This window comes from Streptomyces lonarensis (assembly GCF_012033735.1).
Taxonomy (GTDB): domain Bacteria; phylum Actinomycetota; class Actinomycetes; order Streptomycetales; family Streptomycetaceae; genus Streptomyces; species Streptomyces lonarensis.
Genome location: NZ_JAAVJD010000001.1, coordinates 59,284 through 73,113 on the forward strand (window position 1 = coordinate 59,284; position 13,830 = coordinate 73,113).

Annotated in this window: 14 protein-coding genes and 2 tRNA genes; 6 read left to right on the top strand and 10 right to left on the bottom strand. The window is 68.1% G+C overall.

Going from position 1 to position 13,830, the window contains the following annotated elements:
• Positions 1–322: 322 nt before the first annotated feature.
• From HCN56_RS27355 to HCN56_RS00300, 3 genes are read right to left on the bottom strand one after another with little or no spacing between them, the layout of a single operon-like run.
• The gene (locus tag HCN56_RS27355; protein ID WP_167967356.1) at positions 323–904 is read right to left on the bottom strand and encodes a WhiB family transcriptional regulator; all 582 of its coding nucleotides are present in this window, start codon (positions 902–904) and stop codon (positions 323–325) included.
• A 57-nt stretch (positions 905–961) separates the two neighbouring features.
• Complete coding sequence (locus HCN56_RS00295; RefSeq protein WP_245245770.1) at positions 962–1,342, bottom strand: helix-turn-helix domain-containing protein; 381 nt, start codon at positions 1,340–1,342, stop codon at positions 962–964.
• On the bottom strand, positions 1,342–1,575 hold the full coding sequence (locus HCN56_RS00300) for a transcriptional regulator (RefSeq protein ID WP_245245771.1): 234 nt from the start codon (positions 1,573–1,575) through the stop codon (positions 1,342–1,344). The genes HCN56_RS00295 and HCN56_RS00300 overlap by 1 nt, the downstream gene beginning before the upstream one ends.
• 417 nt (positions 1,576–1,992) lie before the next feature.
• Here HCN56_RS00300 and HCN56_RS00305 point away from each other — a divergent pair, with 417 nt between their 5' ends.
• Entirely contained in the window at positions 1,993–2,862 is an 870-nt protein-coding gene (locus HCN56_RS00305) for a helix-turn-helix transcriptional regulator (protein WP_167967358.1), read from the top strand.
• Positions 2,863–3,310: 448 nt separating this feature from the next.
• On the top strand, positions 3,311–4,237 hold the full coding sequence (locus HCN56_RS27110; RefSeq protein WP_167967359.1) for a GIY-YIG nuclease family protein: 927 nt from the start codon (positions 3,311–3,313) through the stop codon (positions 4,235–4,237).
• A 52-nt stretch (positions 4,238–4,289) separates the two neighbouring features.
• Here the strand turns inward: HCN56_RS27110 and HCN56_RS00315 are convergent, their stop codons facing one another.
• The 6 genes from HCN56_RS00315 to HCN56_RS00340 all read right to left on the bottom strand — a co-directional run bounded on the left by HCN56_RS00315 (position 4,290) and on the right by HCN56_RS00340 (position 9,686).
• Positions 4,290–5,465, bottom strand: coding sequence for an amidohydrolase family protein (locus tag HCN56_RS00315; protein WP_167967360.1), 1,176 nt, complete (start codon positions 5,463–5,465; stop codon positions 4,290–4,292).
• A gap of 23 nt (positions 5,466–5,488) precedes the next feature.
• Positions 5,489–6,601: an MAB_1171c family putative transporter gene (locus HCN56_RS00320; protein WP_167967361.1), complete on the bottom strand. Its 1,113-nt coding sequence runs from the start codon at positions 6,599–6,601 to the stop codon at positions 5,489–5,491.
• Positions 6,602–6,604: 3 nt separating this feature from the next.
• Positions 6,605–7,246, bottom strand: a complete 642-nt coding sequence (locus HCN56_RS00325) for a hypothetical protein (RefSeq protein WP_312870967.1) — start codon at positions 7,244–7,246, stop codon at positions 6,605–6,607.
• A gap of 787 nt (positions 7,247–8,033) precedes the next feature.
• A complete protein-coding gene (locus HCN56_RS00330) occupies positions 8,034–9,245 on the bottom strand; it encodes a tyrosine-type recombinase/integrase (RefSeq protein ID WP_167967362.1) in 1,212 nt (403 codons plus the stop codon).
• A 104-nt stretch (positions 9,246–9,349) separates the two neighbouring features.
• Positions 9,350–9,423, bottom strand: a tRNA-Ile gene (locus HCN56_RS00335).
• Positions 9,424–9,613: 190 nt separating this feature from the next.
• Positions 9,614–9,686, bottom strand: a tRNA-Asn gene (locus HCN56_RS00340).
• Positions 9,687–9,857: 171 nt separating this feature from the next.
• Between HCN56_RS00340 and HCN56_RS00345 the strand changes: the two genes are divergently transcribed.
• The 3 genes from HCN56_RS00345 to HCN56_RS00355 all read left to right on the top strand — a co-directional run bounded on the left by HCN56_RS00345 (position 9,858) and on the right by HCN56_RS00355 (position 11,997).
• Positions 9,858–10,154: a YtxH domain-containing protein gene (locus HCN56_RS00345; protein ID WP_167967363.1), complete on the top strand. Its 297-nt coding sequence runs from the start codon at positions 9,858–9,860 to the stop codon at positions 10,152–10,154.
• Between the two features lie 170 nt (positions 10,155–10,324).
• Positions 10,325–10,732 carry a VOC family protein gene (locus tag HCN56_RS00350; RefSeq protein WP_167967364.1) on the top strand — a complete coding sequence of 136 codons (408 nt, stop codon included), beginning with the start codon at positions 10,325–10,327 and terminating at the stop codon, positions 10,730–10,732.
• 254 nt (positions 10,733–10,986) lie between these two features.
• A complete protein-coding gene (locus HCN56_RS00355) occupies positions 10,987–11,997 on the top strand; it encodes an NADP-dependent oxidoreductase (RefSeq protein ID WP_167967365.1) in 1,011 nt (336 codons plus the stop codon).
• A 90-nt stretch (positions 11,998–12,087) separates the two neighbouring features.
• Here HCN56_RS00355 and HCN56_RS00360 read toward each other — a convergent pair whose 3' ends face one another.
• Positions 12,088–13,275, bottom strand: a complete 1,188-nt coding sequence (locus HCN56_RS00360) for a PA0049 C-terminal domain-containing protein (protein ID WP_209312177.1) — start codon at positions 13,273–13,275, stop codon at positions 12,088–12,090.
• Positions 13,276–13,489: 214 nt separating this feature from the next.
• On the opposite strand from HCN56_RS00360, the gene HCN56_RS00365 reads away from it, so the two are divergent.
• Positions 13,490–13,777, top strand: coding sequence for a GlsB/YeaQ/YmgE family stress response membrane protein (locus HCN56_RS00365; protein ID WP_167967367.1), 288 nt, complete (start codon positions 13,490–13,492; stop codon positions 13,775–13,777).
• The last annotated feature ends 53 nt before the right edge of the window (positions 13,778–13,830 follow it).

The following is a 13,830-nucleotide window of genomic DNA, read 5'->3' on the forward strand; positions in this document are numbered from 1 at the left end:
GAGTCAGGTACAGTGTCTCTGTGGGAACATGAAAGTCATGCGCGCGGCGCCAGTTGACGAGTTCACCGAAGCCACACCTGACAATGCGCGTCGCTTCGTCTTTGGCCCTGCGATCGATAAGCATGCGGTAGAAGTCCTCTCCGAATAGGTGGGTGACAGGGGGGCGCGCAGGATGCACCCGCACGAGTACGACTGTTGATTCGATTTCGCGGATTGCGGCGCTGATGCTCGCAGCGTCGAATCCAGAGATTCTGTTCTGAGGCATGGGGGACTCCCGGGAACTTGGCGACTGTCGCCCGGAGGGAAATTTGCAGATAAAGTGTCAGGCCACGCCCGCGCCGATGCGAAGCGAGGTCTGAGCTGTCTGCGATTTACGGTAGCGGCGTGCGAGTTTCAGCAGGTACTCGTGTGTTACGCCGAGCCCGCGAGCGACAGCTGTAGCGTCCAAGGATGGATCGGTTGCGAAGCGCGCGATTGCGGCGCTTCGTTCGCGTTTACTCAGTGCCTCACTGCATCCTTGGAGTGCCCGTTCTACCGATTCTTCGCTAGCCCGTCTCTGCCAGGCGTGCCGTAGTTCCGAGCGCTCCGAAGCCAGGAGGCCGCCTCTGATCCCGAACTCGTCGTCGTTCTTCAAGGATTCCACCAGGCACCGGGAGGCAACAGCCAATGGGCAGGAGGCACAGAGGTTGCGCGGGCGATTGAGAGAGAAGCCCAACTTCCTCTTCACGGAATTAGCGTCTTCTCGCGGCCCGTCCCCTGGGGGAACGAAAAGGTTGATGTCCTGGTTGGTGCACTGGGCGGATTCTGCCCAATGCTTCCCTGGGGCTCCTTTGGCTTCTTCTGTCAGGGGTAGCCAGTTGCCTTGGCGTGCGGCCTCGATGAGGCCGGATATGGCAGTGGTCATTGGTGTCTCGCGTTGTTCGCGGCGCCGCAAACGCTGGGTTCGGGCACGGGAGAGTTGTCAGGGATTTCTGCGAGAGCGCCGTGAGGGCTGCAGCGGTGACCGCTTAGGGTCGACGCTCTTCTGATCCTCTTTGCCCGGATTGACGAAGTGCATATCGGAAATGGCGCGGAGGTCGTCCTCGGTGAACTGTACGAACTTCCCGAGCTTCCGGTGAGGCAGTGTAGAGATGCGCTCACGCAGCCACTTTTCTGGGATGTTCAACCGTTCCGCCGCTTCGTCATATCCGAGGTGCAAGCGCTTGGTCTCCGGTGCGCGGTGCGCGCCCGGCAGGCCGTTCATTCCGCCGGCCTGGGCCAGGAGATCGAGGATGGCGGCGAAGCCCTGCAAGTCGAGGCTGCCGAGGGGGGCCGGTGCGTTTGCCGAGGCCATGGTTGCCATCACGCTTCCAGCCCGCGCAGCTCGGCCGTGCGCAGGTCAAAGGCGTGGCCGCCGGACGCGGCCCATTGCGCCTGAGGAAAAGACCGGATGATCCACCGAGCGAGGACGAGCGCCTTCGCCCGGGGTACAGGAACGTGCCGTCCGTGGCTGTTCACGGCGGTGAGCCCAAGGTGGGGCCACAGGGTGTGAGGCCCCTGGATTCGCACCTGTACGACGGCGGCTTCCGGCAGCATGGACGCCACCTGCGTCGCCAGCTGCGCTGCTGGACTCGGCGGGCTCTTCCCCTCCGGGGTGCAGCCTGGAGTAGTGGACATGCGAGACTCCTCTGTGTGGTAGGCCGCTCCGTCGCGCCGTGCAAGAGGACACGGAGGGGCCTTGCGAGTGACCGCCGCCTCTGCTGGGAGCTGCGGATCACGAGCCGTCTGGCGTCCGAGAGGTGCGAACTCTCGGGCGCCAGCGTCTATGAGGGCACTGCGCCTGGCTGAGGCGCGGCCCTCCCTCCACCTCACCGGTCCACGATGTGAACCACGGGTGGGCGAAGGCGGAGGGAGGTGCGAACCCCCTCCTTTTTCGCTAAGATGAATCTATCTTGGTTCGCATGAAAAGTCAACAGTCCGAGGTTTCCTCGGTTCACCCCAAAACGAGGTCCGATGCCAGCTCGCCGTTTCGACCGAGAACGCGTGCGCGCGGTACGTCGAGCCGCGGACATCTCGCAGGCGGACGTGGCGTCCGCCCTCGGCGCTGCGGACTCGACCGTCGCGGGGTGGGAGTCGGGGGCGACGACGCCCGACCTGGAGAGGCTGACTGCTCTCGCCAAAGTCCTCAACCGACCGCTGGACGATCTCTTCCCGCGAGACGGCCTGCCGGACCTGGCCGACCTGCGGTGCGACGCCGGCCTCTACCGCTACGAGACGAAGTCGATCATCGGCACCAAGAGCGATGGGCCCGTGGCCGGAGCTGAACAGGGAGTCCGGCGGCTCAAGGACCGGTACATCCCGCCTCTTGCGGCCGGCTACGGGGTCTCCGAAGAAGAGCTGAAGCGCGCCCAGGACCGATCCTTCGGAGAGGTCGACGAGGATGCCGCTGAGGTCGAGGGGCGTCCGGAGACGCTGGCCGAGAAGATCACGCTCCTCTTGGAGCGGACCTACCCGGGTCGAACCGCACCGGGGGATCAAGAGATTGCGGACGCCGTGAACGCCTACGCGGGCTCCGCGGTCACGTCGGCCGAGGGCGTCGAGGCCCTGCGGAAGGGGAGCGATGACGCGCCAGCGCCGGTGGTCCTCGAAGGTCTCGCCCAGTTCTTCGACGTCTCCAAGCTGTACTTCGAGCCGAGCGATGCCATCGCCCGCCAGGTCTACGAAGGGCTCCGCCTCATGTCGGACGCCAAGCAGGGGAAGGTCGGACGAATCCGGGCCCGCGGCATGGGCGCCGAGGGCTTGCCAGCCGACGTCTTGTCGATGCTGAACGAGGTCGCTGGCGAGCTGGACAAGAGAGTTCCCCGTGCGGGGGGCGACTCCTAGCCGCCGCGAATCTGATCGCCCCAGGGGCTCAACGTATTCAGGGTGGTTGTGCTCAGGGCTGCGATTCGGTTTGAGAGGGTTGCCCAACCCAGCAGGAGGAGCGGCTAGGGGTGGCAGCCACGTGCGAGGGTTCCACCTGGGGATTGAGCTGGATCAGTGGGCTTGATCAGTATTGGCCCCGGGGGCCAGGCTTCCCTCCCGGTCCGGCGTCACTCCAGCGAGTCCCCCTGGCCGGCCATCAGCTGTTCTGAGGTGGGGCGTGCCGCCTTCGCCTACGTGGCACGCTCTGGGTTTGTACCCGGCTGCCGAGCGCCGAGTTGGCCGGTCGCCTGGTCCGGCGGGTAACGGAACGCAGGTGTGACTCAGCGTATTGTCGGACCCTCGTGGGAGGATCATCGGTGACGTTCCCCGAGGAGCATCCGAGGGGCGATCCTTGGATAGGAGCGCCGTGTTCCCTGATCAGCCCGCAGTCGAGACGCACCAAGAGACCGGTGAAAGAATTGTTGCCGGATTGGCAATCTTCATGGTGCTGGGGATTGCCGTATTTGAGGTACTTCTGATTGTTCCCGATATCGGCCGACACGTGGATAGCTCTTTCTCGTACTGGATGCTGAACGCCCAGGCAGTGATGCTTCCTTGCGTGTGGTTAAGCTTTCTTGCGCAAGAGCGGGTGCGGCATTTTGAGCATGACGTGGCGAGGGCTTACCGTAAAGCCGGTTGGTTTGTTCAAGCAGTGCTGGTTCTGATGGTTGCCCTGGCTCACTGGGGTTCACTTTGGCCCCCATTGCTAGCTGTCGCAATTGTCCTGATGGGCGTGACTGTCTGGCATCTTTACATTCAGCATCTGGCGCTAGAGCCGGAAGATCAGGTGGTCCTGGACGAGATCATTCGAAATGACCGTATGCGGAAAAGGGAGCGCTGGGAGCGGGAGCGGGATATTCGTAGGTCTGCTCGACTTGCCCAGATCGCGGCACTGTACGGGCATGAGCTAGCAGATGGGATAGGTCAGCCTGTCGAGCCAGTTCGTCCATCGGTCTCATGGGAGATACCAGAAAAGGCTCATGCGCCGCTCGTGTACTTCATGAGGAACGGAAACCGTATCAAGATTGGGACGACGACCAATCTTCGGAGTCGTATTCGCAGCCTGGCGCTGCGCAAAGAGAACGTGGTGCTCCTTGAGGTGGGAGGGCGATCTCTGGAGCGTGAGTTCCATCAGCGGTTCGGGCAGTACCGAGACGGGAATACTGAGTGGTTTCGAGAAGTTGGAGAGCTCGCCGAGTACCTGTCCGACCGCATTGAGCAGATCCGGATTGATCTCCGAGCTGCGGGCGAAGCCGGACCAGAAGGCCCGGGTTCGTATTTCCCTCCGCAGTGAGCTGTTCCCAACCTGTGAGGTGGGGCGGCAACAGCTCATTGGCTTCCGGCAGTTACACAGACTCGTGCCGAAGGCCTGCAGCGAACACCGCTCGGACTCGGCTCAGCGCCGAGAGGTCCGCGAGTGGGTCGCCGTCGACCAGGAGCAGGTCCGCGCGGTAGCCGGGAGCAAGCTTGCCCGTGACGTTCGCCAGGCCCAGAGCCTCGGCTGCCTGCGATGTCGCCATGTCGATGACCGAGGTGTTCGGGAAGCCGAGGTGCGTGTAGAACGCGAGAGCCGGCACCAAGCCGTCGAAGCCTGCCCGCTGCACGCCGGCGTCCGTGCCCGCGATCAGACGAACGCTCGCGTCTGCCATCTGGCGCACCAGGTCGAACATCGCGTTGGCGCGTTCCTCACCGAAGAAGCGAGGCAGCATCTGCCAGTGCGGACTCACGGCCGGGCACACGGCGATGTCCTTCGTGATGATCTGCTGGACCACGGAGGGACGGAAGTCGAGGCCGTCGCTCGACATCCAGGTGCAGTGCTCGATGGTGTCGACCCCGGCCTCAACGGCTGCGGCGATTCCATCGGCGCCGTGCGCATGTGCCGCGACGGGCACGCCTCCTTCGTGGGCCTCGTTCACCAGGGCGGTCAACTCTTCCGCGGTGAACTGAGACTGGTGGCTCTTGGGGCCGTCCTTGGTCAAACCACCGCCGGTCACCATGGCCTTGATGACTCCGGCCCCGGCCGCCAGGTTGCGCCGTACGAGCTCGCGGATCTCCGCTTCGCCCGAGACCTCCCCGCCGAGGAAGTGGCAGTGGCCTCCCACCGAGGTTGCTGGGGTGCCCGCGGATACGATCCGTGGCCCGGGAGTCCGGCGGCTCGTAATCTCCGCAGCGAGGCGAAGAGCGAGCCCGCCGCGGTCTCCGAGGTCCCGGGCCGTCGTGACGCCGCTGCGCAGCAGCTGTTCGCCGCGGCACCGCATGTCCTCCAGCAGGGCGTCGTCCGTCGAGTCCTGGAGGGTGGCTACGGGATCGGCGCTGCCGTCGAAGGCCAGGTGCACGTGCGCATCGATGAGGCCGGGCAGGATGGTGCCACCGAACTCGAATCGGGGTACGTCGGCCCCGGCCTGCTCTTCGATCGCCTTGCGCGACCCGACGGCAGCGATCGACTCGCCGTCGACGAGAACAGCGCCGTTTTCCAGGTATGTCCCCGAGTCGACGAGAACCCGCCCACCGGTAATCAGCATCCTGCCTCCTTGGCTGTGCGAGGTCATGCGGCTGTGCGCAGTTCGTCGGACACCGCGATCAGCTGTTTCACATCCGACTCACGGTCGCTGCCCAGCGCCATCGCGATAGGAACCGCGGGGCGCGGAGCGGGTACACCCTTCCCGATCCGTGCGGACGCTCGGCGGAGCCGGTCAGCGAGCTCGGCGGAGTCGATGTTGAGGATGGTGGTCTCGTCGGCCTCCAGCAGGTAGGGGCTGATGTTCACCAGCCCGTCACGGCATTCCACTATGCGACGGTGGTAGCGCCGGTGCACGCCGCGGGCCCGCCATCGATCCATGACCGCATCGGACGCCGGCCGCAGAACGGTGTCCGGGTACGCCTCCGCGAGAAGTTCCCACAGCGGCGCGAGCCGCCGGTGATCACGTCGGTGCTGGAGCCAGAGACGCAGAGACGAGATCCGAGTTCGCGCCCCGGAGTACGTGACCCCCGCCGCGAACGTGAGGATCGACGCCACCAGGAGGAAGGCAACTGCGGCCATCAGCGGTTGCGGTACCTCCGTGCCTGCTGCACGGAAGGCGACGAACACAGCCCGGATCGCGCAGGCCAGCGCCATCACCCCCAGCCCCACGGCAGTCATCCAGAGCCCGGTGGAGTGCGGTCGACGGGACAAGCGGGCATAGCGGACAGTCCACCGGCACGCCATCCCGAGCGCGTACATCAGGTAGAGGCCGGCACTGCTGTAGAAGAACGCGATCTGTGGAATCGTCATGTCCGCTGTGCTGAACGAGCCGGCGAAGACATCACCTGGCACCGTTTCGGCAGCCACGGTGATCGCCACCACGAAGATCCCGACCACGACGGCTTCCCTGCGAGCCCTACGTCGGCCCGCTTCCTTGTCCGCGGCGGAGTAAAGGTAGAAGCACATCAGGAAGTACACCGCGAGAAGCAGGAGTACGTTCTGGATCAGCTTGGCCGTTCCGTGTCCGGCAACGGTGTCGACGCCGGTCGCGCCACCGGGCATCGCTACGGGGTACGAGAGCGTGGCACAGAGCAGACAGAGGGTGACCGAGCGAAGAGGTGCGTCACCGGGGCTCCGCTTCCACTGGTAGAGCTTCCAGCCGAGAGCGGCCACGAGCCCGAGGAGTAGGAACGTCATGGGTCACAGCCACCCTCGCCGGTCCCCGAGCGCCGACTCGACTCGTTGCAGAGAGGGATCGTCAGCCGGAGGAGTGGAGCCCGCAAGAAGCGTCGACCACTCCAAGATGATCGTCGCCACGAGTTCGGCCGCGCACTCCTCGTCCTCGTCGTACGAGCATCGCTGAGCGACCCGCTTGATCGACTCGGTGCCGAAGGCCGGGATCAGCGTCGCCCAACCCTCCACGTCCAGGGCCGCGGCATCGCCCTCATCGAGATCCCGCGGCTCACCGGAGGAACCGGCGGCTGCATCCTCGCTCTCCGCGACAAGGATGTGCCCGACCTCGTGCAGGATGATGTGCTCTTGGTGGAGGCGCGTCGTCTCCTGCTGGTACAGGACCAGGTCATACGTGTCGCACTCCGCCCACATACCCGAAGGTCCGGGCTTCGGCAGAGGAGCTTCGTGCAGGTACAGGGGCCGCCCACGCCGTCGGCTGAGGGCTTGGCAGAGTTCGTCCACGTCGAGCGGGGGAGTGACACCGAGGTCTTGCAGCTCGCGCCGAATCAGACGGTGCAGATTCTTCTCCACTGTCTGTGCTGCGGCTCTGCGCCAGAGCCGCAGGAGCTGACGGCTGGCCGCACTCTGGCGAGGGGTCTCGAACTCCACCGGCTCTCGACCACTCTTATCCGACCACACTGAGTAATACCTCCAACCGGAAAGTGATGGCTCCCCCGAGCCGGGCTGCATACCGCGCCCGCGTCAATGACGTCTTGTTCCTGGTCCCGAAGTGCCCCCGCCCACCAGGACGGCGACCTCGCACACCTCGTGAAGGGCGCGCGCCTGGAGGAGGAGGTCACTGCCTGACTCCGATATCGCACACACGTGACACCGAGCGGAGCTGTCCGTGAAGCTTCCGGGAACGTCTTTTGACAGTACGTGACGCTTGAGGCGGTCATGGCTGAAAAGTCATGATCAAATTCCGCGAGGCCCAAGCAGCTGGAACGAGTCAGAGCGGCGCACAGTGGTCACATTGAATGTTGTGCGGCGCCATGAGCTGCACGTTTAGTGTCCGGGGGGTGTGACTCGTCTTCCGTCGGCTACTGGGCAACTCTGTTATAGACCCGATACTTCTCGGCCCGCTCTCCCCTCACAAAAGCCCCCAGCTAGGGCACATGGGTGGATTAGTCAAGGCGACGGAGGTGGCCGCCCGGAGAGGCGGCGGGCGGGTGGGCCGTGCTGCTTCGGCCAAGTGGCCGACGCGCCAGTCCAGTCCGCGTGCTGGTGCCTCGTGCCGGTCGGCGGGGCCCGAGTCGTCTTCCGCGCGTCTGGCCGTTCGGTCACCGCTCGAAGCGCTGGTCTGCGAGGCCACGCAGGGGCTGCTCCGGCACTCGTGCCCAGTGGCGCGACCGCGCTAGCCGCCATGAGGTGGTGGAGTCGGTTGTGGCGGGGCGTTCTAGAGCGGCGACCCCATGGCCGACTCGATAGCGGCGACCACCTCGTCATCGGAGGACTCCAGGAGGTGCCCGTAGCGGTCGACGGTCGTCGTGATCGACTCATGCCCGAGGCGGGCCTGGATGACGGGTAGGGGCACCTTGCCGGCGATCAGCCAGGAGGCGTGGGTGTGGCGTAGATCGTGGATGCGCGGGCGTTTGGTCAGGCCGTCGCCGTTCGCGGCCTTGAGCGCCGGTTTCCAGCGGTGTGCGTGGAACACCCCCGAGTGCCACGGACCGCCTTCGGGGGCTGTGAACACCAGGTCGGTGGGGCCCTTTCCGCGGCAGAGCCGTCGAAAGACCTGCACCTGCTCCGGGGTGAGTACGACTGTTCTCCGTGACTTCTTGGTCTTGGGCGCCCCCAGGAACGTTCCGCCCTCGCCGCGACGCTTCCATGCGCGCTGTACCCGGAGTGTCGGCCGCTTGGAGGCCAGGCTGAAGTCTCGGCATTGCAGGGCGGTGGCCTCGCCCCATCGAAGGCCCGTGCCGACCAGGGTGTCCACGATGTCAACCGCGTCCGCGCGGAGGTGTGCCCGCAGGAGTGCGTACTCCTCGTGCTCAAGGAACACCTCGTCGTCCTCGATGGCATCCGGCTTCGGCAGCCTCGTGTGGGCACACGGATTCGAGTCGCGTAGGGAGGGGTCGGCCTCAACAGCCGACTGGAAGATGCTGAACAGCAGCCCGTGCAGGTTGGCGATGGTCTTCGGGGAGTACGGCCGACGCGCGGTGCCGGACGGATGCTGGGGGCCCGGTCGTCCGGCCTGAAGGTCGAGCACCCACCTGCTGATGTGATCGCGCGTGATTCTGTGCCCTCGGTCGGAGACTGACAGTTCGCCAAACCACGGGCTCAGGTGGTTGTCGATGAACCTGGTGTAGTTGGTTCTCGTGTGCTCGGATATGTCCGTCAGCAGCCCCACGTAAGCGTGCGCATAGAGCGCGAACTTCTCCGAGTCCGGCATCGGCGGCTCGCCCGGCTCGACGAAGCCCTCACCCTTGACCCACCCCGGCGGCCATTGCTGTCCGTGACCGTTGACGAGGTCGCGGAACCGTTTCGCCTGATCCTCGTCGTCGAAGGTCTCGCGGCACCAGCTCCCTGTTCGGGTTCCGCCGGCCCGCCAGAGGACTGTGAACGAGGGGGCTCCGGACAGCCGGGCGTTGGTCTTGATGTAAGCCATAGGGGCAGCTTACGAGGGGTGCGGTGCGGCGTTGGTGCGGCGAACGCGGCGCTTCCGTCAGCGTGAAGCCTGCGTTCTCGCAGGTCACGGGGGGTTTCGCTGTGTGGGGCGGGTGGGACTCGAACCCACGGCCGACGGATTATGAGTCCGTTGCTCTAACCAGCTGAGCTACCGCCCCATCAGCGGCGCGTCGCGCACATCAGTGCGCGTCGTCTGCCGCAGCATAGCCGCTCATACGATCTCCCGCCCGGGTCGGGGGGTGCTCGACCGAGCTCGCCGCCGAGGCCATGAGGACATCGGTTCCCTCCTGGGCGGCCGCTATGCGCCGGAAACGCCGAAGGGCCCCGGATGGGGCCCTTCGGGTGATGCTCCCCCGACTGGACTCGAACCAGTAACCTGCCGGTTAACAGCCGGCTGCTCTGCCAATTGAGCTACAGGGGACTGCTCCGCGTGGGTACCGCTTCCCGTTGCCGGGGGCGCTCCCTCGCTGCGAGCAATACATTAGCGCATGACAGGGGGTGCTCTGAAATCGGTAATCGGGGTACCCGGACGGTAGGGCTCCGGGCCGACCGGTCCGGAGCGACGACGAGTGCAGGGAAGAGGGGCGTTCCGATGCGGAAGCTCACGTTCATCACCGGTGCCGCAGTGGGGTTCGTGCTCGGCGCGCGCGCCGGCCGGGGGTGCTACGACCGGATCGCCGCGTCCGCCCGGCGCGTCGCCGAGAACCCCGCCGTCCGCAACAGCGTGGAGACCGCGGCGCACAACGGCCGTGAGGCCGCGGTGCGCGCCGGCCACGCGGTCGCCGACCGCGCCGGTGACCGGCTGCCCGGTTCGCTGAGCCAGAAGCTGCGCTCGGTGCAGGGCCGCCAGAACCCGCTGGACGACGACTGGGGCAGCGGCGCCGCCTGACGCGGTGTCGAACCGTCCGCCGTCCGCACCCGGCCCGGGACTCGCGGGACGGCGGGCCCGACGGGGGTGGGACGGGCAGGAACCCGTCCCACCCCCGTCGTGTTGTCCTGCCCCTGCCCCTGCCCCTGCCGCGGCGCGTGGCGGGGTCCCACCGGTACGAGGAGGTACGCATGTCCGTCCGTTGGTACTCCACGGTGTTCGACTGCCGTGACGTCGTGGCCCAGGCGCACTGGTGGGCGCAGCTCCTCGACTGGCGCGTCACCGAGGAGTCGGCCGAGGGCGCCGTCGTCGCGCCACCCGCCGACGGGGGCGCCGACCCCTCCGGCTCGGCCGGGACGGGCGCCCGGGGGAGCGGTCCCCGACTGGTGTTCGTGCCGGTGCCCGAGCGGAAGACCGTGAAGAACCGCCTGCACCTGGACCTCGCCCCGCCCCCCGGCTCCGACCGCGCGGCCGAGGTGGAGCGGCTTCTGGGGCTCGGCGCCCGTCGCGTCGATCTCGGGCAGGTCGACCCCGACGTCGACGTCTTCGCCGACCCCGAGGGCAACGAGTTCTGCCTGCTCTCCGAGGAGTACGGCTGACCGTCCCCGTCCCCAACCCGTCTCCGCCCCCGCCTCCGCCAAGCCCCTGCCGCCCGATGTGTTCACCGGCGGCGAACGCCCCGCCCCGCGATGGTCGACGTCCCGCCGGGGCCACTGGGTAGGAGGGACGGGCGGCCCGACGCGGGCCGCCTCCCGCGCCGCCGGGCGCAGTGGCGTCCGACCGCCCCGGGGAACCACCGACCCGGCCCGTCCACCGGACGGGCCGACACGATCCGCACGACGAGAGGAACCCGATGTCGCTGCCCGCCACCGGCCGATCCTGGCACCTCGCCTCACGTCCGCACGGCACCCCGGTCCCGGAGAACTTCGCGCTGCGCGAGGTCCCGGTCCGCGCGCCCGGCGAGGGTGAGGTGCTGGTGCGCAACACCCATCTGTCGGTCGACCCGTACATGCGCGGCCGGATGAACGACCAGAAGTCCTACGTCCCGCCGTTCGCCCTCGACGAGCCGATGGACGGCGGAGCCGTCGGCGAGGTGGTCGCCTCCGAGGCCGAGGGGCTCGCGCCGGGCGACCTCGTGCTCCACGGCCTCGGCTGGCGCGACTACGCGACGCTGCCCGCGCGCCGCACCGCGCCGGTGCCGCGCGACACCCCGCGCCCCTCCGCCTATCTGGGCGTGCTGGGCATGCCCGGCTTCACCGCCTGGGTCGGGCTGCGCGAGATCGGCGGCATCAAGGAGGGCGACGCCGTCCTCGTCTCCGGGGCCGCCGGCGCCGTGGGGAGCACCGCGGGCCAGCTGGCGCGGCTGATGGGCGCCTCCCGCGTCGTGGGCAGCGCCGGTTCGGCGGAGAAGGTCGACCTGCTGACGGGGGAGTACGGCTTCGACGCCGCCTTCAACTACCGGGACGCGCCCGTGCGCGAGCAGCTGCCGAAGGCCGCGCCGGACGGGATCGACCTCTACTTCGACAACGTGGGCGGCGACCATCTGGAGGCGGCGCTCACGGCGATGAACCTCCACGGCCGGATCGTGCTGTGCGGGATGATCGCCCAGTACAACGCCACCGAGCCGCCGCCCGGCCCCAGGAACCTGGCCCTGATGGTCGGCAAGCGCGTCCGTGCGCAGGGGATGATCGTCGGCGACCACGAGGCGTCGCGGCCGGAGTTCCTGGCGCAGGTGACCGCCTGGGTCGAGTCCGGGGAACTCCGCTACCGCGAGACGGTGTTGAAGGGGCTGGAGAACACCCCTGAAGCCCTGCTGGGCGTCCTGCGGGGTGACAACACGGGGAAGATGATCGTGGAGCTCTGAGCGGCCGCACAGCAGCTCGGGCCCGGGTGGACCCCCGCAGGGATGTCCACCCGGGCCCGAGCCCGCCGGCCCGCTGCGGCGGGACGGCGGTCAGTCGGCAGCGCCACCGGCCGGGAGCGTCCCGGCGGCGACGGCGAGCAGCGAACGGATCTGCGCGGTGATGTCCATGCGGCTGCCGACCAGCGTCCCGTCGGTGAAGCGGCCGGACGCCTCGGACGCGTTCTCCTCGGCGAACCGCAGGACGGGGGTGTGGAGGTGCCCGCCCGGCACGCCCGCCGCCACCCGGTCGCGGAGGAGGGTCGCGCGGTAGGCCACCTCGTTGGAGAGGTAGTCCCCGCCGCCTCCCGCCCGCGCCGACGAGCCCGCCGTCGGTCCGGCCTCGCGCACCACCGGCTCACCGCCGCCCGCGGGGACCTCGGTCACCGCGGGGTTGCCGCGGACCGGGTGCGGGCCGGTGGCAGCGGCGGCCATCTCCGCGTGCGGCAGGGTGCCGGCGGTCCACGGCGGGTTGGGGACCCCGTCGGCCCCCGGGACCGGAGGCACGGGGCCCGGCGCGGTCTCCTTGAGGTTGTCGGCACCCTCGCCCCGCCACCCGGCGTTGTGGCGCTCGATGTCGAAGACGCCGGGCCGACCCTGGCTGACGGTCATGAAGAGGTGGACCTGGCGGGGACCCGGCTCCAGGTACGGCCGCAGCGCCTGCTCCACGACGCCGTCGGTGAAGTCGCGCCAGCGCACCGGCAGCACCACGGCCTCGATGTGCGCCGAGCGCCCGCAGTCGGTGCGGACGACGGTGCCGTGCAGCGCGAGCGCCGCCGCCCCCGACGGGTTGCCGCGGCGGACGTCGCTGTCCAACCCGAACGGGTCGAAGCCGGTGACGACGACGCGCAGCCGGTCCGGACCGGCCGGCAGGCCGTTGAGGCCGATACCGCGCGACTCGCGGCCCAGGACGCCCAGCAGCTCGCCGGTGTCCACCGGGAAGTCGGGGCGCCAGCCGCGGACCGCGCGCGCCAGCTCCAGCCGCGCCCAGTAGAGGGGACGGTCGTCGCCGTCACCCTCGCGCAGCCGGCGTATCGCCTCCCGCCACAGCGAGCGGCCGTGGCGGGAGACGACCGCGCTCGCCTCGGACGCCGACCCGGCGTCGGCCAGCGCGGCGAGCAGCCGGGGCGCGGCGCCGGCGAGACCGCCGTGCTGGATCAGTCGCTGGGGAACGGCGCCGGTGAGGCGGTCCTCCTCGATGGTGGGTTGCGCGGTCTGCGCTTCCGACGATGGTGCGGGCACGGCCCCTCCGGGCGTTTTACGGGGAACAGGCGGGACAAGGCGGGGGGACGACCCATGGTTACCAAAGTTCACCGCTCTGCCAGAAGGTCTGCCTGGTCTCGTTACGGCGACGGTTTCCGACGGGCCCGACGGCTTGTCCCGGTGCGCTCCTCATGCCGGATTCGCCCGACAGGGGGATAGTGGAATCAGGCCACGTAAGAGGAGGAGTCTGGACATGAGTGTTATCGCGTGGGTTGTGATCGGTCTGATAGCCGGCATGATCGCGAAGGCGATACTGCCGGGTCGTGCCAATTTCGGCATCATCCTGACCGCCGTGCTCGGCATCGCGGGAGGGCTGGTCGGCGGCTGGCTCGGAGTGGTGATCTTCGGCGTCGGCGTGGCCGGCTTCTTCTCCCTCTCCACCTGGATCTGCGCCATTGTCGGCTCGCTGATCCTGCTGGGGCTGTACGGCATGGTGACCGGCCGGACGGCGCACCACGGGGGCAGGCACCAGCACGCCTGACCCCTGCCGCCGCGCGGCCGACGCGGCGGTCGGCGCCGACACACCCCGGGACG